This window comes from Bradyrhizobium manausense, assembly GCF_018129685.1.
GTDB classification, from domain to species: Bacteria; Pseudomonadota; Alphaproteobacteria; order Rhizobiales; family Xanthobacteraceae; genus Bradyrhizobium; species Bradyrhizobium manausense_D.
Map to the genome: position 1 here is coordinate 1 of NZ_JAFCLG010000005.1, position 16,202 is coordinate 16,202.

At 65.2% G+C, this 16,202-nt stretch carries 17 protein-coding genes; 9 read left to right on the forward strand and 8 right to left on the reverse strand.

Annotated elements, in window-relative coordinates; all coding sequences use genetic code 11:
- Positions 1 to 350 precede the first annotated feature (350 nt).
- The 8 genes from sdhC (at position 351) to JQ621_RS14650 (ending at position 7,904) form a co-directional block, all read left to right on the forward strand.
- On the forward strand, positions 351 to 752 hold the full coding sequence (gene sdhC / locus JQ621_RS14615) for a succinate dehydrogenase, cytochrome b556 subunit (RefSeq protein ID WP_212235421.1): 402 nt from the start codon (positions 351 to 353) through the stop codon (positions 750 to 752).
- Positions 749 to 1,153, forward strand: coding sequence for a succinate dehydrogenase, hydrophobic membrane anchor protein (sdhD, locus tag JQ621_RS14620; protein ID WP_212235422.1), 405 nt, complete (start codon positions 749 to 751; stop codon positions 1,151 to 1,153). The genes sdhC and sdhD overlap by 4 nt, the downstream gene beginning before the upstream one ends.
- 3 nt (positions 1,154 to 1,156) lie before the next feature.
- On the forward strand, positions 1,157 to 2,992 hold the full coding sequence (gene sdhA, locus JQ621_RS14625; protein WP_212235423.1) for a succinate dehydrogenase flavoprotein subunit: 1,836 nt from the start codon (positions 1,157 to 1,159) through the stop codon (positions 2,990 to 2,992).
- 107 nt (positions 2,993 to 3,099) lie between these two features.
- Positions 3,100 to 3,882, forward strand: a complete 783-nt coding sequence (locus tag JQ621_RS14630) for a succinate dehydrogenase iron-sulfur subunit (protein WP_212235424.1) — start codon at positions 3,100 to 3,102, stop codon at positions 3,880 to 3,882.
- An 89-nt stretch (positions 3,883 to 3,971) separates the two neighbouring features.
- Positions 3,972 to 4,829, forward strand: a complete 858-nt coding sequence (locus JQ621_RS14635; protein ID WP_212235425.1) for an FkbM family methyltransferase — start codon at positions 3,972 to 3,974, stop codon at positions 4,827 to 4,829.
- Between the two features lie 21 nt (positions 4,830 to 4,850).
- Entirely contained in the window at positions 4,851 to 5,237 is a 387-nt protein-coding gene (locus tag JQ621_RS14640; RefSeq protein ID WP_212235426.1) for a VOC family protein, read from the forward strand.
- A 124-nt stretch (positions 5,238 to 5,361) separates the two neighbouring features.
- A complete protein-coding gene (locus JQ621_RS14645; RefSeq protein WP_212235427.1) occupies positions 5,362 to 5,604 on the forward strand; it encodes a hypothetical protein in 243 nt (80 codons plus the stop codon).
- Between the two features lie 170 nt (positions 5,605 to 5,774).
- Positions 5,775 to 7,904, forward strand: a complete 2,130-nt coding sequence (locus JQ621_RS14650) for an OmpA family protein (protein WP_212235428.1) — start codon at positions 5,775 to 5,777, stop codon at positions 7,902 to 7,904.
- A 204-nt stretch (positions 7,905 to 8,108) separates the two neighbouring features.
- Here JQ621_RS14650 and argG read toward each other — a convergent pair whose 3' ends face one another.
- The 6 genes from argG to JQ621_RS14680 form a co-directional block, all read right to left on the reverse strand.
- A complete protein-coding gene (gene argG / locus JQ621_RS14655) occupies positions 8,109 to 9,446 on the reverse strand; it encodes an argininosuccinate synthase (RefSeq protein WP_212235429.1) in 1,338 nt (445 codons plus the stop codon).
- A 91-nt stretch (positions 9,447 to 9,537) separates the two neighbouring features.
- Positions 9,538 to 10,314: a phosphatase PAP2 family protein gene (locus JQ621_RS14660; protein WP_212235430.1), complete on the reverse strand. Its 777-nt coding sequence runs from the start codon at positions 10,312 to 10,314 to the stop codon at positions 9,538 to 9,540.
- 79 nt (positions 10,315 to 10,393) lie between these two features.
- Positions 10,394 to 10,888 (reverse strand): hypothetical protein, encoded by a 495-nt coding sequence (locus JQ621_RS14665; protein WP_212235737.1) that lies wholly within the window; start codon positions 10,886 to 10,888, stop codon positions 10,394 to 10,396.
- Between the two features lie 39 nt (positions 10,889 to 10,927).
- Positions 10,928 to 12,130, reverse strand: a complete 1,203-nt coding sequence (gene rlmN, locus JQ621_RS14670) for a dual-specificity RNA methyltransferase RlmN (RefSeq protein ID WP_212235738.1) — start codon at positions 12,128 to 12,130, stop codon at positions 10,928 to 10,930.
- Positions 12,131 to 12,326: 196 nt separating this feature from the next.
- Positions 12,327 to 12,980 (reverse strand): invasion associated locus B family protein, encoded by a 654-nt coding sequence (locus JQ621_RS14675; protein WP_212235431.1) that lies wholly within the window; start codon positions 12,978 to 12,980, stop codon positions 12,327 to 12,329.
- Between the two features lie 114 nt (positions 12,981 to 13,094).
- Positions 13,095 to 13,934, reverse strand: a complete 840-nt coding sequence (locus JQ621_RS14680; RefSeq protein ID WP_212235432.1) for an SDR family oxidoreductase — start codon at positions 13,932 to 13,934, stop codon at positions 13,095 to 13,097.
- A gap of 223 nt (positions 13,935 to 14,157) precedes the next feature.
- Between JQ621_RS14680 and JQ621_RS14685 the strand changes: the two genes are divergently transcribed.
- Positions 14,158 to 15,132, forward strand: coding sequence for an NADPH:quinone oxidoreductase family protein (locus JQ621_RS14685; protein ID WP_212235433.1), 975 nt, complete (start codon positions 14,158 to 14,160; stop codon positions 15,130 to 15,132).
- Between the two features lie 177 nt (positions 15,133 to 15,309).
- On the opposite strand, the gene JQ621_RS14690 is transcribed toward JQ621_RS14685, so the two are convergent.
- Together JQ621_RS14690 and JQ621_RS14695 are read right to left on the reverse strand one after the other, a co-directional pair.
- Positions 15,310 to 15,702, reverse strand: coding sequence for a YkvA family protein (locus JQ621_RS14690; RefSeq protein ID WP_212235434.1), 393 nt, complete (start codon positions 15,700 to 15,702; stop codon positions 15,310 to 15,312).
- A gap of 89 nt (positions 15,703 to 15,791) precedes the next feature.
- Complete coding sequence (locus JQ621_RS14695; protein WP_212235435.1) at positions 15,792 to 16,094, reverse strand: 4a-hydroxytetrahydrobiopterin dehydratase; 303 nt, start codon at positions 16,092 to 16,094, stop codon at positions 15,792 to 15,794.
- Between the last annotated feature and the right edge of the window lie 108 nt (positions 16,095 to 16,202).

The window sequence follows — 16,202 nt, forward strand, 5'->3', positions numbered from 1 at the left end:
CTCACGGCGTCAAGCGCCAAGGACCCAACGGCTTCCCGCCCACTCTCATCATGACAGACTTTCCAGACACAGGGACCGCCGGTCGGCGGCTTAGAGCCGTTCCAATAGTAATTTCAATGCGCCTTGCCGATCACGCCAAAGGGTGAATTAATGTTCTTTCTTTGATCGGTGCACCATCGTTCTGGTATACCAAGCCTCCGATTGGCTTGTTGCATCAACGTCGTAGAGCTGAACACGGATTCGATTTATGGCGATTTGGTGATTGCACAGGCCAAATCGACTCCGTAAATAGAGCCGACCTTTCGCGATCCCCGCGCGCCCTGCTGGGCCGCCTTCAACATCAAAAGCCAATGACCGCACGGATCGAACGACCGCTTTCACCGCACATCCAGACCTACCGCTGGACCCTGACGATGGCGCTGTCCATCGTCCATCGCGCCACCGGCATCGCGCTTTACGTCGGGACCCTGCTGCTGGCCTGGTGGCTGATCGCGGCGGCTTCAGGCTCCGCCGCGGCTTATTCCAATGTGCAGGCCTTCACCGGCAGCATCATCGGCCGGCTCATCGTATTCGGATACACCTGGGCGCTGATGCACCACATGCTGAGCGGCATCCGGCACTTCGTGTGGGACCTCGGCTTCGGCTTCAAGGCCAATGAGCGCGAAGCGCTGACCTGGGGCGCGCTGATCGGCGGTATCGCGTTGACGATCCTGATCTGGATCGTCGCCTACGCGATCGGAGGTGTCCGATGAGCGCAGCCGATACGCCCAAGCGCAGCATGCGCACCCCGCTCGGCCGCGTCCGCAATCTCGGCGCCGCGCATTCGGGAACCTCCGATTTCTGGCGCCAGCGCCTCACGGCCGTCGCGATGACCCTGCTGATGCTGCCGGTGATCGTCGTCGTCATGATGACCCTCGGCAGCAACCAGGCCGGCGCCAAGGTGATCCTCGGTTCGCTGCCGATCGCGGTGATCATGATGCTCTTCATCGTCGCCAGCACCTGGCACATGAGGATCGGCATGCAGGTGGTGATCGAGGACTACGTCCATGGCGAGAAGCTGAAGCTCGTCTCGATCATGCTCAACAACTTCTTCTCGATCGCCGTGGCGCTCGCCTCGATCTACGCGATCATCAAGATCTCATCCGGAGTGTAACCCATGGCCACAGAGACCAATGGCAAGGGCAACGGCGCTCCCGCCACCAACGGCAAGGCCTATCCGATCGAAGACCACACCTATGACGTCGTCGTGGTCGGCGCCGGCGGTGCGGGCCTGCGCGCCACGGTCGGCTGCAGCGAAGCCGGCCTGAAGACGGCCTGCATCACCAAGGTGTTTCCGACCCGCTCGCACACGGTCGCGGCGCAAGGCGGCATCTCGGCCTCGCTCGGCAACATGCACAAGGACGACTGGCGCTGGCACATGTACGACACCGTGAAGGGGTCGGACTGGCTCGGAGACCAGGACGCGATCGAATACATGGTGCGCAACGCGCCCGACGCGGTCTACGAGCTCGAGCACTGGGGCGTGCCGTTCTCGCGCACCGAAGACGGCAAGATCTACCAGCGCCCGTTCGGCGGCATGACCATGGACTACGGCAAGGGCCAGGCCCAGCGCACCTGCGCCGCCGCCGACCGCACCGGCCACGCCATGCTGCACACGATGTATGGCCAGTCGCTGCGCCACGCGGCCGAGTTCTTCATCGAGTTCTTCGCCATCGACCTGATCATGGACGACCAGGGCACCTGCCGCGGTGTCATCGCGCTCAAGCTCGACGACGGCACGCTGCACCGCTTCCGCGCCCAGACCGTGATCCTGGCGACCGGCGGCTACGGCCGCGCCTACGCCTCCTGTACCTCGGCGCATACCTGCACCGGCGACGGCGGCGGCATGGTGCTGCGCGCCGGCCTGCCGCTGCAGGACATGGAGTTCGTGCAGTTCCACCCGACCGGCATCTACGGCTCGGGCTGTCTCGTCACCGAAGGCGCCCGCGGCGAGGGCGGCTATCTCGTCAACTCCGAAGGCGAGCGCTTCATGGAGCGCTATGCTCCGTCAGCGAAGGACCTCGCCTCGCGCGACGTCGTCTCGCGCGCGATGACCATCGAGATCCGCGAAGGCCGCGGCGTCGGCAAGAAGAAGGACCACATCTTCCTTCATCTCGACCATCTCGATCCGGCCGTGCTCGCCGAGCGCCTGCCGGGCATCTCCGAATCCGCCAAGATCTTCGCCAATGTCGACGTGACGCGCGAGCCGATCCCGATCGTGCCGACCGTGCACTACAACATGGGCGGCATCCCCACGAACTATCACGGCGAAGTGCTGACCAAGCGGGACGGCGACGACAACGCCATCATTCCCGGCCTGATGGCAATCGGCGAAGCTGCCTGCGTCTCCGTGCACGGCGCCAACCGCCTCGGCTCCAACTCGCTGATCGACCTCGTCGTGTTCGGCCGTGCCGCGGCGCTCCGTCTCGCCGAGAAGCTGACGCCGAACGCCAAGCAGCCCGAGCTGCCGGCGAACTCCGCCGACCTCGCGCTCGGCCGCCTCGACCGCTATCGCTACGCCTCGGGCGGCACGCCGACCGCGAAGCTGCGCGAAGGCATGCAGCACGTGATGCAGAACAACTGCGCCGTGTTCCGCACCGGCGAAGTGCTGAGCGAAGGCCAGAACCTGATCGAGAAGGTCCACGGCGGCATCACCGACATCGCCGTGTCCGACCGCTCGCTGGTGTGGAATTCCGACCTGATCGAGACGCTCGAGTTCGACAATCTGATCTCGCAGGCGGTGGTGACGATGGACTCCGCCGCCAACCGCACCGAGAGCCGCGGCGCGCATGCCCGCGAGGACTTCTCCGCGCGCGACGACAAGAACTGGATGAAGCACACGCTGGCCTGGCTCGACGACAAGGGTAAGGTCAGGATCGAATATCGCCCGGTTCACGATTACACCATGACCAACGACGTGCAGTACATCCCGCCCAAGGCGCGCGTGTACTGAGCGAACAGTAGCCGTCATTCCGGAGCGATGCGCAGCATCACATCCGGAATCTCGAGATTCCGGGCCTGGTCCTTCGGACCATCCCGGAATGACGAAAGGTTAGAGCAATGGTTGAATTCGCACTTCCGAAGAACTCGAAAATCACCGGCGGCAAGACCTGGCCGAAGCCCGCGGGCGCGACCGAGACGCGCGAGTTTCGCGTCTATCGCTGGAATCCTGATGACGGCAAGAACCCGAGCGTCGACACCTACTACGTCGACGTCCATGATTGCGGTCCGATGGTGCTGGACGGCCTGATCTGGATCAAGAACCACATCGACCCGTCGCTGACCTTCCGCCGCTCCTGCCGCGAAGGCGTCTGCGGCTCCTGCGCCATGAACATCGACGGCCAGAACACGCTGGCCTGCACCCGCTCGATGCACGACGTGAAGGACGGCGCGGTGAAGATCAATCCGCTGCCGCACCAGCCGGTCGTGAAGGACCTCGTGCCGGACCTCACCAATTTCTACGCGCAATACGCCTCGGTCGAGCCGTGGCTGAAGACGACCTCGCCCACGCCGCAGAAGGAATGGCGCCAGAGCCACGAGGACCGCGAGAAGCTCGACGGCCTCTACGAGTGCATCCTGTGCGCCTGCTGCTCGACCTCCTGCCCGAGCTATTGGTGGAACAGCGACCGCTATCTCGGTCCCGCCGCGCTGCTCCAGGCCAACCGCTGGGTATCTGATTCACGCGACGAGGCGACCGGCGAGCGGCTCGACAATCTCGAGGATCCGTTCCGGCTGTATCGCTGCCACACCATCATGAACTGCGCCAAGGCCTGCCCGAAGGGCCTGAACCCGGCGGAAGCCATCGCCGAGCTCAAGCTCAAGATGGTCGAGCGCCAGGTTTAAAGCCTGTCGAAGCCCGGGAACTGCGAGGGAACCGCCTGATTCCCTCGCGTCATCCGGTCATGAAAGAGCCGGGAGAGCGCGGAACGGCTATGCATGCGCCGCCTGCAACGAGGACCGCCTGCTTGAAGCCCGCCAACGACCTTTCAACCGCGCCGTTCGGCGTGTTTGCACCGAACGCCGCGCAGGCCGCGATCATCGGCCTCGTTCAGGGGTCGGGCCTGAAGCGCGGCGCGTTCCGGCCGTGGATGTCGCGGCTGGTCAACCTGCTGCGCGCCGGCCCGGTCGACGTGCAATATCAGGGCGCCTCGTTCCGCCTCTATCACCAGGGCAGCGCCACCGAGCGCGGCGCGCTGTTCAACCCCGACTACAACATCGACGAGCTCGATTTCCTGCGCCGGCACACGCCTGAAGGCGGCACGTTCGTCGACGTCGGCGCCAATGTCGGCACCTTTGCGCTGGTGATGGCGCGGCATGTCGGCCGCAATGGCAAGGTGATCGCGATCGAGCCGCATCCCCTCACGTTCGGGCGGCTGTCGTTCAACCATGCAGCATCGAATGCGACGCAGGTGCGCCTGGTGCAGGCGGCCGCGGGCGATGCCGACGGCGAGCTGATGATCGAGAGCGGCGGCGGCAATCTCGGGGCCACGCATGTCGTCACCGGTGCGGCCGGCGCCGATGCGATCAAGGTGCCGTCGTTGCGGCTGACGCGCATCCTCGCTGAGGCCGGCGTCGCACAGGTCGATTCGCTCAAGATCGATGTCGAGGGTTTCGAGGACCGGGTGCTGATCGGCTTTTTCCGCGATGCACCGCCCTCGCTTTGGCCGCGCGCCGTCGTCATCGAGCATCTGTCACAAAACGAATGGCAGCAGGATTGTATCGCTGACATGGTCGCGCGCGGCTTTGCGATCGCGCGCAAGACAAGGAGCAATACGTTCCTGTCGCGCTGACGACAATCCACGGAGGATGCGATGATCGATCATTTGGGACTCTCCGTCTCCGACTATGAGGCCGCGAAAGCGTTCTACAGCAAGGCGCTGGCGCCGCTCGATTACAGCCTGATCATGGAAGTGACGGAAGACCAGACCGGTCACGCCGCGGCAGCCGGCTTCGGCGCGGGCGGCAAGCCGGATTTCTGGATCGACGGAAAAGGCGCGATGAACAAGCCGGTGCATGTCGCAATATCAGCCAAGGACCGCGCGACGGTCGATGCGTTCTACCAGGCTGCAATGGCGGCAGGTGGCCGCGACAACGGACCGCCCGGCATCCGTCCGCATTATCACGCGAACTATTATGGCGCCTTCGTGCTCGACCCCGACGGCCACAACATCGAAGCCGTCTGTCACGCGCCGGAATAGGGCCCCGTCGTTTGAGCATGATAGTTACGGAAGAACCTCTAAACACTTTTCCGGATCATGCTCTCGGAACATCGGCACGGCATCCTCGTTGTCGTTCTCCAGACAACTGAGCTCTGTGCCACCGATGCCGATTGAACCGCCGGAGATACCGCCATCGACACCGGGCACCCCGACCGAGCCGCCGCCCGGAATTCCGCCGGGCAATCCGCAGCCCGAGATCGCGCCGCCGGTGCGCGAGCCCGGCGAATCGCCGCAGCCCGACGAATTGCCAGGCCACGTGCCTCAGGAGATTCCATCGCGCGGACCGAACGGCCCGCTCGCACCGAATCCGGCGACGGATGCCAATTCGTCGCAGGGTTACATCTGATGCGATTGCGACTCACGCCTGAATGCGCAATGAACGTTGCCAGAGTGACGTAATTTCCGTGCAGAAATAAATCGGGCCGCGCCCGCTTCACCCGCCACAATGCGGCCCAACGCGTATCTGTTCATCACCCCACTTCACTCGTCAAAGAACCTTCCGGGGAATCTCTCGACATGACAAACCTTCGTTTCGTGCTGCTTGCCACGACGGCTCTGACCGCCATGCAATTTGCAAGCTCTGCCTCGCATGCGCAAAGCGCCCCGCCGCTCGTGATGGCACAGGCCCAGCCAGAGTTGGGCCCTGACGGAAAACCGAAGCAGCCGCCGAAGGAAGCGCCAAAGGCGCCGCCGCCGCCCGCCGCGCGCCCCGCCGCGCCGCCTCCGCCACCCCCACCGCCACCCGCTCCGCCCAAGGCACCGGCCGCACCGCCCCCCGCGGCTGCACCGCCGCATCCGCCCGCCGCGCCTCCGCCGGCTGCCGCGCCGGCGCGTCCGACGCCGCCACCTCCACCACCGCCGCCCGCGACGCATCAGGCGCCTCCGCCGCCCCCGCCGCCGCCCGCGACTCATCAGGCTCCTCCGCCACCGCCAGCCGCACCCAAGGCACCGCCGCCGCCTCCGGCGCCGCCGCAGCAGCACGCGCCGGTAGCGCCCGTCCCGGCGCCGACCGCAACACCGGCTCATCCGACTCCGACGCCGACAGCTCCGCCTGCCGCAGCCACCCCGCCGTCCGCAGCTCCCGCGCTACGGCCCGCGCCCACAGCAACGCCAGCTCCGGCCGCAACGCCGACACCGACGCCCGTTGCGCCGTCGCCTCGCCCGACGACGTCTCCGTCTCCGGCCCCGACAGCCACGCCCGCGCCGTCCGCAACGCCGACGCCCACGCCCGTTGCGCCGTCACCTCGCCCGACGACGTCTCCGTCTCCGGCCCCGACAGCCACGCCCGCGCCGTCCGGACGTCCTGGCGTCGCGCCGGGTGCGGGTGCACCGACTCCAACCCCAACTCCGTCTGCAACCCCCGCGCCCGGTGGCGCGACGGCGACGCCGCCCGGACGTCAGGGCGGAACGCCGCCCACTGGCGCGCCTGCTGCCGCTGGCGCACCTCCGCCAGGCACACCGCCGACATCGCCGCAGGCGGGTGCCCCACCCCGACCGCCCGCGCCGCCCGCCGGCGCGGCAGCGCCATCCGTCGTCCAAGGTTCGGCTGCGGCCGCGGTTCCGGCCGACAAGGTGCAGAACGCTCCGCCGACGGTCAGCTCGGCCTTCCGCGCGGCACCGACCACCACCACGCCGCTGCCGCCGCCGCCGCGTCCGCCACAGCGTGACCTGACGCCGCTTGCGTTCGGCGCGGGCGTCATTGCCGGCGCCGTGATCGGCGCCACCATCGCCGACTACCGCAACCAGCGGCAGGAAGTCGTCGAAGGCGGCCGCACCATCTACACCGAGCCGGACCGCATCATCATCCGCGACCCCGGCGGGCAGGAATATGTCCGCGGCAACGATCTCTATCGTTTCCGCTACGGCGCCCGCGACATCCGCACCGAGACCATCGGCGGCGAAACCCGCACCGTCGTGATCCGTCCCGATGGCAGCGAGGTCATCACCGTGGTCGGGCCTGACGGTTCGCTGCTGCGTCGTATCCGCAGGGACCCCGGTGGGCGCGAGATCATCATCATCGACAACACCTATCGCGATCCGCGCGCGGTCGGCGGCTTCTATGTCGACGTGCCGCCGCCGGTCGTGAGCATCCCCTACGATCGCTATATCGTCGACGCCCAGGAAGCGACGCCTGACGTGATCTACGAGACCATGGAGGCACCGCCGGTGCAGCGTATCGACCGGCGCTACTCGCTCGACGAGATCCGCTACTCGCCGAACGTTCGCATGCAGATGCCGAGCATCGACGTCAACACGATCAACTTCGAGACGGGATCGTGGGTCATTCCGCCAGACCAGGCGGCGCGGCTGCAGACGATCGCCGACGGCCTCAACCGTGCGATCCAGCGCAACCCGCGCGAGGTGTTCCTGATCGAGGGACACACCGACGCGGTCGGCAACGACGTCGACAATCTGTCGCTGTCGGATCGCCGCGCGCAGTCGGCCGCTGAATTGCTGACCCAGCAATTCGGTGTGCCCGCCGAGAACCTGACGTCGCAGGGCTACGGCAAGCAGTACCTCAAGGAGCAGACCGACGGCCCGAGCCGCATCAACCGGCGCGTCACGATCCGCCGCATCACGCCGCTGCTCAACGGCGGCACGGCCTCGCTGCCGCCGCCCCCGCCCGGCATCACGCCGCCGCGCTGAGGCGACATCCACCAATGCAAAATGGCCGGGAGCGATCCCGGCCATTTTTGTTTTGTCTTGTAGGGTGGGTTAGCCTTGCGGATTGCGCGAAGCGCAGTCCGCTCGGCGTAACCCACCGCTTCTGTCTCCGCGGAAAGCAAAGTGGTGGGTTACGCTCCGCGGTTTGCGCTTCGCGCAATTCGCGGAGCTAACCCACCTACAGTCTCAGCCCTTGTCGCTTTCGATCTTGAATATCTGCGAGCCTTCGCTGCCCGATAACAAACCGGTCTTCGAATAGAGACCGAGCTTGGTGCGCGTGTCGGCGATGTCGAGATTGCGCATGGTGAGCTGGCCGATACGATCGGCCGGCGTGAAGGCGGCGTCCTCGACCTTCTCCATGCTGAGCCTTTCAGGCGCATAGGTCAGGTTGGGGCTCTCGGTGTTGAGGATCGAATAGTCGTTGCCGCGGCGCAGCTCCAGCGTCACTTCGCCGGTGACGGCGCTTGCGACATAGCGCTGCGCGGTCTCGCGCAGCATCAAAGCTTGCGGATCGAACCAGCGGCCCTGATAGAGCAGACGTCCGAGGCGGATGCCGCTGATGCGGTACTGCTCGATCGTATCCTCGTTGTGGATGCCGGTGACGAGGCGCTCATAGGCGATGTGCAGCAGCGCCATGCCGGGCGCCTCGTAGATGCCGCGGCTCTTGGCCTCGATGATGCGGTTCTCGATCTGGTCGCTCATGCCGAGGCCATGGCGACCACCGATGGCATTGGCTTCGAGGAACAGCGCGACGGGATCAGAGAAGGTCTTGCCGTTCAGCGCGACTGGCTGGCCTTCCTCGAAACGCACCACGACCTTCTCGGCCTTCACGACGCAGTCGTCGCGCCAGAACGGCACGCCCATGATCGGGTTGACGATCTTGATGCCGCTGTCGAGGCTTTCGAGATCCTTTGCCTCGTGCGTGGCGCCGAGCAGATTGCTGTCGGTCGAGTACGCCTTCTCGGCGCTCATCTTGTAGGCGAAACCCTGGGCGGTCATGAACGCCGACATCTCGGCGCGGCCGCCGAGTTCGTCGATGAACTGCTGGTCGAGCCAGGGCTTGTAGATGCGCAAGGATGGATTGGTCAGCAGGCCGTAGCGGTAGAAGCGCTCGATGTCGTTGCCCTTGAAGGTCGAACCGTCGCCCCAGATGTTGACGCCGTCGTCCTTCATCGCCGCAACCAGCATCGTGCCGGTGACCGCGCGCCCGAGCGGCGTGGTGTTGAAATAGGTGATGCCGCCGGTCGAGATGTGGAAGGCGCCTGATTGAATCGCGGCGATGCCCTCGTGCACCAGCTGCGTGCGGCAATCGACCAGCACGGCCTTCTCGGCGCCGAACGCTTCGGCCTTGCGCGGGATCTCGTTGTAGTCGGCCTCATCGGGCTGGCCGAGATTGGCGGTATAGGCGTAGCAGCGTGCGCCCTTCTGCTTCATCCAGAGCAACGCCGCCGAGGTGTCGAGACCGCCGGAAAAAGCGATGCCGACTTTCTCACCCTTGGGCAGGCTTTTCAGGATCGTGGTCATGTCGCTTCCAATCGGGTCTGAATGGCTGATGAGGGCGTGGTTTGACCGCGCGAATATCAAATTTCGCAGGCCTCGGCACGCATTTAATGGCTCACATCGACGGCGCTGGGCCGGTCTTGCCGCCGAACAGGCGCTTGCGGAGCCGGTAGGCGGGCATGTTCAGCCGGGTCAGGGCGGCATCGACCGCCTCGTCCGAAAACCGGGTCCGCGGCCAGCGGTAGATCAGCGCGAAAGCGAACCAGATCACGACGAAGGTGACGAGGCCGGCGGTCGCAACATCGGTGAAGAAGTGCCCGCCGAAGGCCATGCGGAGCCCGCTGGTCGCGGCGCCGAACACCACCGCGCCGGCATAGGCGAGCGGTCGCCACTGCGGCGGCGCGAGCGCTGCCGGTGCCAGCGTCCAGAACGCGGTCGCACCTTCGCCGGAGAAGAACGAGCAGTTGCGCGTACAATCGCCACGCGGATCCCACCACGCCACGAACTGCTGGTCGCCGGCGAACTCGGTCACCACCACCGGGCGCGGCCGGCCCCAATAGGTCTTGAAGGTGAGGTTGGTGAGGATGCCGGCCGACAGGATGATCGTGACCAGCAGGAACACGATCGCGCGCCCCGAGACCATCAAGGGACGATCGGGCCTGATCATCTTGACCACGAGCGCGACCAGCGACGGCAGCACGAAGGCCCAGGACACCCACATCGCAGCATCACGCGCGATGCCGGCCCAGTTGTTCAGCTTGAGCGGGAACGTCTTGGTCTCGGGATCGAAGAACAGCGCGGCAAGCTTGAGATCGAGCTCGGGATAGAGGCCGAAAACGACGCCGATCACGAGCCACAGCGCCAGGGCGATGAAGAGTCCGGTACGGTTCATGGCGCGCGGTTTAGCGGAGTGGGACGGGGATGAAAACCCCATGCCAGGTGCCCATCCTCCCCTGGAGGGGAGGGTAAAATCACCGCGCATCCGGCCGTGAATTCGACGGCAGCGGCGGAGGCGGCAGGCGCGGTGGCGGCGGGATACGCCAGGCGCCGGCGTTGCGGCCGGCGATCAGCCAGTAGACGACACCGGCGACGATGCCCGCGCCGGTCATGATTTCGAGGTGACGCCGCACGATGCCTTCGAACTGAAACGTATCAGGATGGAACGGGATGAGACCGAGATAGCAGGCGAGCCCGACGAGGCCACCGCCGACGGCATAAGCAAGCGCACTGCGGATGTAGAGCGCCTCGGTGATCGCAACGATCACCGCCGCCGGAACAAGTGCGAAACCCGAGACGAAGATGAAGCCGAAGCCAAGCAGGATATCGATCGCGCCCTGATCGACGGGGCCGGCGCCGAGATCGGAGAACTCCGGAAACAGCAGCGCAACGACGATGATCATGCCACCGACGAAACAGGCGGCGAGAAAGCCGATGAAGATGACGACGAGGCGGCCGATCAGGGACATCACGCCGCCCTCACCGTCATCGCGAGAGCGCGCATCAACTCAATCCGTCATCGCCATGGCGCGCAGCGCCTGGCGCTCGCGGACGCTGAGCTTCTCGGTCTCCGACTTGAGCTGGCCGCAGGCGGCGAGGATGTCGCGGCCGCGCGGGGTGCGCACCGGCGAGGAATAGCCGGCGTTGAAAATGTATTCGGAGAATTTTTCGATCTGGTCCCAGTCCGAGCATTCATAGGCGGTGCCGGGCCAGGGATTGAACGGGATCAGGTTGATCTTGGCGTGAATGCCCTTGAGCAGCTTCACCAGCAGTTTTGCATCGTCGAGCGAATCGTTGACGCCCTTGAGCATCACATATTCGAAGGTGATGCGGCGCGCGTTGGAGGCGCCGGGATAGTCGCGACAGGCCTGCAGCAGCTCCTTGATCGGATATTTGCGGTTAAGAGGCACCAGCTCGTTGCGCAGCTCGTCGCGCACGGCATGCAGCGAGATCGCCAGCATCACGCCGATCTCCTCGCCGGCGCGCACGATGTTCGGCACCACGCCCGAGGTCGACAGCGTGATGCGGCGGCGGGAGATGCCGATGCCTTCATTGTCGCCGACGATCAGCAGCGCATCGCGCACCGCGTCGAAATTGTAGAGCGGCTCGCCCATCCCCATCATCACGATATTGGTGACGCGGCGCGTGCCATCCTCGCGGTCGGCCCAATCATTGAGGCGATCGCGCGCCACCATGATCTGGCCGACGATCTCGCCGGCGGTGAGGTTGCGCACCAGGCGCTGCGTGCCGGTGTGGCAGAACGAGCAGTTCAGCGTGCAGCCGACCTGCGAGGAGACGCAGAGCGTGCCGCGATCGGTCTCGGGAATGTAGACGCACTCGACTTCATGCGCCTTCTGAACATCGTCGCCGCTCGGCAGACGCAGCAGCCATTTGCGGGTGCCGTCGTTGGAGATCTGCTCGGCCACGACTTCGGGCCGGTCGACGGTGAAGGCTTGCGCGAGCTCGGCGCGAATGCCCTTCGAGATCGAGGTCATGTCGTCAAAGCTCTGGGCGCCACGGAAGTAGAGCCAATGCCAGAGCTGTTGCACCCGCATTTTGCGCTGTGAAGGCTGAACGCCGATCTCGCCGAGGCGATCGGCAAGCTCGGTACGTGACAGGCCGATCAGCGAGGGCTTGGCCGGCGGCACATAGGTTTCGAGTGGAGTCTTCTCCACCAGGATTGCGTCGCGCGGCTCGGTCGTCGGTTGCATATAGGGGCCTGAGGTTGCTGCTGTCTCGTCATGCCCGGGCTTGTCCCGGGCATCCACGTTCTTTTCCGCTTGCGGTTCGTGCGTGGATGGCCAGGACAAGCCCGGCCATGACGACTGAAATCGTGGAACCGACCCTATATAGCAACAGGAACCGGCGATTGCGACCTTCTCGCCTGGAGGCTTAACGCCGGCAAGCTTATCGTCGGCAATCCTGGGCGATCTTGTCCAGGGCCTGGGCGAGGCCCTTCAGCGAGAACGTGTCGGTCGTCTCCGTGCCCTTGGCCGAAACGCCCTTGACCACGAGGTCGGCCGATTTGCGCATGGCCTCGACCATCCGCTCCTCCTCGGCCGCATTCTTGATCCAGAGGCCGTCGCCCTGCGTGTACATCGCAAACGAAGCGCCACCGACCTCGACCGAGGATTCCGAGCCCGGCTTCAGCGCGTAGCCGATCATGACCGAGACTTCGTTGTTCACCTTCTCTGCCGGCCGGGTCGAGACGAAGGCATAGGCGGGATCGCGCGGCCGGTTCGGCGGGTTGGTCTTCGACGACGAGGGTTTTGCCAGCGCGAAGCAGACCTTCTTGCCGTTGGGCGTCGCCGAATAGGCGCCCCAGGTGCCGAACTGGCCGATCAGCGTCGGCTCCGCGCCGCCCGCAACCGCCGCGGGAGGGGAAGCCGGCTTGCTTTCGGGCTTGGCTGCCGTCTTCGCGGCAGCCGCTGCTGGTGCGGCCGGTGCGGCTGGCTTTGCCGCAGCCTTCGGCGCCGGTTGCGGCGTCTGCGCCCGCGCGGAATCACTCAAATCCCACGCCGTCACGCCAATCATCAAAGCAAAAAAGAGCGCCCGCCACATGCTGCAGTGGTTCCCTCAATATTGTGACTGGAAGATGGCCCGGCCGCGATTTGTCCCGGCGCAGGGATAGCCGGGAAAGTCCAATTTGGGAAGGCAGTTAGCGGTATATCACGGCTAGCCTTTGGACCGCGCAGCACGCTGCTGTGCCCATTGCGCGTCGGTCCATCGCAACAGGTCTTCGGCGCCGGAACTGCGCAAGTGCGCGCCGCCGTCGATCACCACCATCTCGCCATTGATGTAACCGGCGCGGTCCGAGACCAGGAAGCTGGCGAGGTCGGCAAGCTCGCCATGCTCGCCGACCCGCCCCATCGGATTGCGGCTGGTCCAACTTTCGTCGCGGCCCTCGGGACGAAGCTGTCCCGACGCGCCTGATGTCGGGAACGGTCCCGGTGCGATCGCGACGGTGCGGATGCCCTTCGGACCCCATTCGACGGCGAGGCTTTTGGTCATCGCCAGCACCGCCGATTTCGCCATCGCCGAGGGAACCGTGAAGGCGCGGCCGGTGATGGTCGAGGTCGACAGGATCGAAAGCACGACGCCGTTATGCTTGCCGTCGATCCAGCGCTTGCCGGCGGCGAGCGTGCAATACATCGCGCCGTGCAAGGTCGGTGCGAGGATGGCATCCGCGGCGCGGAACGACAGATGCTCGCTCTGTGCGATGAAGGTTGCGGCGGCGTTGTTGACGAGAATGTCGAGCGGCGCCTCGCGCCAGATCGCGTCCATCATCGCGTCGACGGCGGTGCCGTCACGAACATCGCAGGCGATCGTCGTGACTCTGCCGCCGGTCTGCTTGCGCATCTCGCTTGCGGTCGCTTCGAGTCGGTCGAGCTTGCGGCCGCAGATCACGAGCTCGGCGCCGAGTGCGAGGAAGCGGCACCCCATTGATGCACCGAGGCCGGAGCCGCCGCCGGTGACGAGGATGCGTTTATCCTTGAGCAGACCTGTTTCAAACATCGTTTGAATCCTTTCTCCGCGGATTTCGTCATTGTGAGGAGCAAAGCGACGAAGCAATCCAGACTATTTCCGCGGGACGGACTCTGGATTGCTTCGCTTCGCTCGCAATGACGAGGATAGGCCGATGGCCGGCTTCAGACAAAGAATCCGGATTGTCCGGTCGACGTAAATCCGGCAGAAACGGACAAACTGTAATTCTGCCTCGAAACGCTCAGGTGTCGCCATGAAAGCCATCCTTTGCTCGCAATATTGCCAGCCCGACGATCTCGTGCTCGCCGATGTGCCTGATCCGGTGGCTGGTCCCGGCGAGGCCGTGATCGCGATCAAGGCGGCGGCGCTGAACTTCTTCGACATCCTGATGATTCAGGGCAAGTACCAGATCAAGCCGCCGTTCCCATTCTCGCCGGCCGCGGAAGTTGCCGGTGTGATCGAGAGCGTCGGACCCGGCGTCACCGATCTCAAGGTCGGCGATCGCGTGGTCGCGTCCTGCGGCCACAATGGCGCACGCGAAAAGATCGCGCTGCCCGCGGCGGGGATCGTGAAGATTCCCGACAATCTCGACTACGACCGCGCGGCCGGCATCATCATCATCTACGGCACCGCGCTGCATGCGCTGGAAGATCGCGCGAGTCCCAAGCCGGGCGAGACGCTCGCCGTGCTCGGCGCTGCCGGCGGCACCGGCCTTGCGGCCTGCGAGCTCGGCAAGCTGATGGGGCTGAAGGTCATCGCTTGCGCCTCGTCCGAGGAGAAGCTCGAATTCGCAAAGGCACACGGCGCCGAGCTGACCCTGAACTACGCCAAGGAAGATCTGAAAGAAGGCCTGCGCAAGCTCACGGGCGGCAAGGGCGTCGACATCATCTTCGATCCGGTGGGTGGTGCCTATGCCGAGCAGGCGCTGCGCTCGATCGCCTGGGAGGGCCGCTTCCTGGTGATCGGCTTTGCCGCGGGAGACATTCCGAAGATGCCGCTGAACCTCGCGCTCTTGAAGGGCTGCGACATCCGCGGCGTGTTCTGGGGCGCCTGGACCCGGCTCAACGCGGCCAAGAACCGCGCCAATCTCGAGAAGCTGGTGAAGTGGACGGCGGAAGGAAAGATCTCCTCGCATGTCGACCGCACCTTTCCGCTGGCACAGACCGCCGACGCACTGAAGGTGCTCGCGGGACGCCAGGCCATGGGCAAGGTGATCCTGCATCCGTGAGGATGTAGGAGTCGCATCGTAGACTCCCTCAACGGGTCGTCCTGGCGAAAGCCAGGACCCATTACCCCAGGGAGTGGTTTGGCGAAGACTCGTCGTTCGGTACCGCGACCGAATGCTCTCGATAGATTCCGCGGTATGGGTCCTGGCCGTCGCCAGGACGACGCTGAGAGCGGGGCGCTAGGCCGCTTCCGCTTCCGACTCGTTCTCACCCAGCCCGCGCTTCAGCGCTGCACGCGCCGCTTCGCGGTGCTCCGAGGTGATGTGGCTCGCGACCATGCGAATGGCCGTCGCCAGCACGGCGGCATCATCGGTGAAGCCGAGCACGGGCATCACATCCGGAATGAAATCGAATGGCAGGATGAAATAGGCGATCGCTCCCAGCAGCGATGCCTGGACATGGCGCGGCGTCTGCCGGTCGAACGCGCAGTAATAGGCGGCGAGCAGATCTTCGGTGAACGGCAGATGCGCGGCGACGCGCTTCAGCTTGCGCCAGAACCTCCGGCGCACGCTGTCGCGATCTTCCGCGAGCCGATCAGCCGGCTCGAAGCCGACACTGTGTTCGGCGGCCATCTTTCGAAACTCCCGTGCGACGCAGCGCGGCCGATGGCCGCATCCGACGACGAACACAAGATGGGGATGCGGCTCCGCCCCGCAAGACGTCAGCCCTGCGTCAACTTTGCGATGGCGTTCATCGCGGCCGCGAGTTCGATGTCGAGCCTGGTGACGCCGCCGGCGTCATGGGTCGACAGCACCACCTCGACCGTCTTGTAGACATTGCGCCATTCCGGGTGATGATCCATCTTCTCGGCGACCAGCGCCGCCCGGGTCATGAAACCGAAGGCCTCGTTGAAATCCTTGAAGACAAAGGTCTTCCCGATGGCGTCCCGACCCTGAACCTCGGTCCAGCCTGGGATACCCTCCAGTGCCTGCGTGCGTGCGTCCGCCGTCAGCCGTTCTGCCATCTTGGCCTCCATTTTCAGGGGAACTTTACCCTAACACCGTGCTCACGCTTGGAGTTCATACGGGATTTCGCCGATCCGCTAACCATGACGGAGATGTAACCCCTCGGG

Bases quoted from the DNA above. Each gene is read 5' to 3' on its own strand.
- sdhC (WP_212235421.1), top strand. From the start codon at position 351: ATGACCGCACGGATCGAACGACCGCTTTCACCGCACATCCAGACCTAC.
- sdhD (WP_212235422.1), top strand. From the start codon at position 749: ATGAGCGCAGCCGATACGCCCAAGCGCAGCATGCGCACCCCGCTCGGC.
- sdhA (WP_212235423.1), top strand. From the start codon at position 1,157: ATGGCCACAGAGACCAATGGCAAGGGCAACGGCGCTCCCGCCACCAAC.
- JQ621_RS14630 (WP_212235424.1), top strand. From the start codon at position 3,100: ATGGTTGAATTCGCACTTCCGAAGAACTCGAAAATCACCGGCGGCAAG.
- JQ621_RS14635 (WP_212235425.1), top strand. From the start codon at position 3,972: ATGCATGCGCCGCCTGCAACGAGGACCGCCTGCTTGAAGCCCGCCAAC.
- JQ621_RS14640 (WP_212235426.1), top strand. From the start codon at position 4,851: ATGATCGATCATTTGGGACTCTCCGTCTCCGACTATGAGGCCGCGAAA.
- JQ621_RS14645 (WP_212235427.1), top strand. From the start codon at position 5,362: ATGCCGATTGAACCGCCGGAGATACCGCCATCGACACCGGGCACCCCG.
- JQ621_RS14650 (WP_212235428.1), top strand. From the start codon at position 5,775: ATGACAAACCTTCGTTTCGTGCTGCTTGCCACGACGGCTCTGACCGCC.
- argG (WP_212235429.1), bottom strand. From the start codon at position 9,446: ATGACCACGATCCTGAAAAGCCTGCCCAAGGGTGAGAAAGTCGGCATC.
- JQ621_RS14660 (WP_212235430.1), bottom strand. From the start codon at position 10,314: ATGAACCGTACCGGACTCTTCATCGCCCTGGCGCTGTGGCTCGTGATC.
- JQ621_RS14665 (WP_212235737.1), bottom strand. From the start codon at position 10,888: ATGTCCCTGATCGGCCGCCTCGTCGTCATCTTCATCGGCTTTCTCGCC.
- rlmN (WP_212235738.1), bottom strand. From the start codon at position 12,130: ATGCAACCGACGACCGAGCCGCGCGACGCAATCCTGGTGGAGAAGACT.
- JQ621_RS14675 (WP_212235431.1), bottom strand. From the start codon at position 12,980: ATGTGGCGGGCGCTCTTTTTTGCTTTGATGATTGGCGTGACGGCGTGG.
- JQ621_RS14680 (WP_212235432.1), bottom strand. From the start codon at position 13,934: ATGTTTGAAACAGGTCTGCTCAAGGATAAACGCATCCTCGTCACCGGC.
- JQ621_RS14685 (WP_212235433.1), top strand. From the start codon at position 14,158: ATGAAAGCCATCCTTTGCTCGCAATATTGCCAGCCCGACGATCTCGTG.
- JQ621_RS14690 (WP_212235434.1), bottom strand. From the start codon at position 15,702: ATGGCCGCCGAACACAGTGTCGGCTTCGAGCCGGCTGATCGGCTCGCG.
- JQ621_RS14695 (WP_212235435.1), bottom strand. From the start codon at position 16,094: ATGGCAGAACGGCTGACGGCGGACGCACGCACGCAGGCACTGGAGGGT.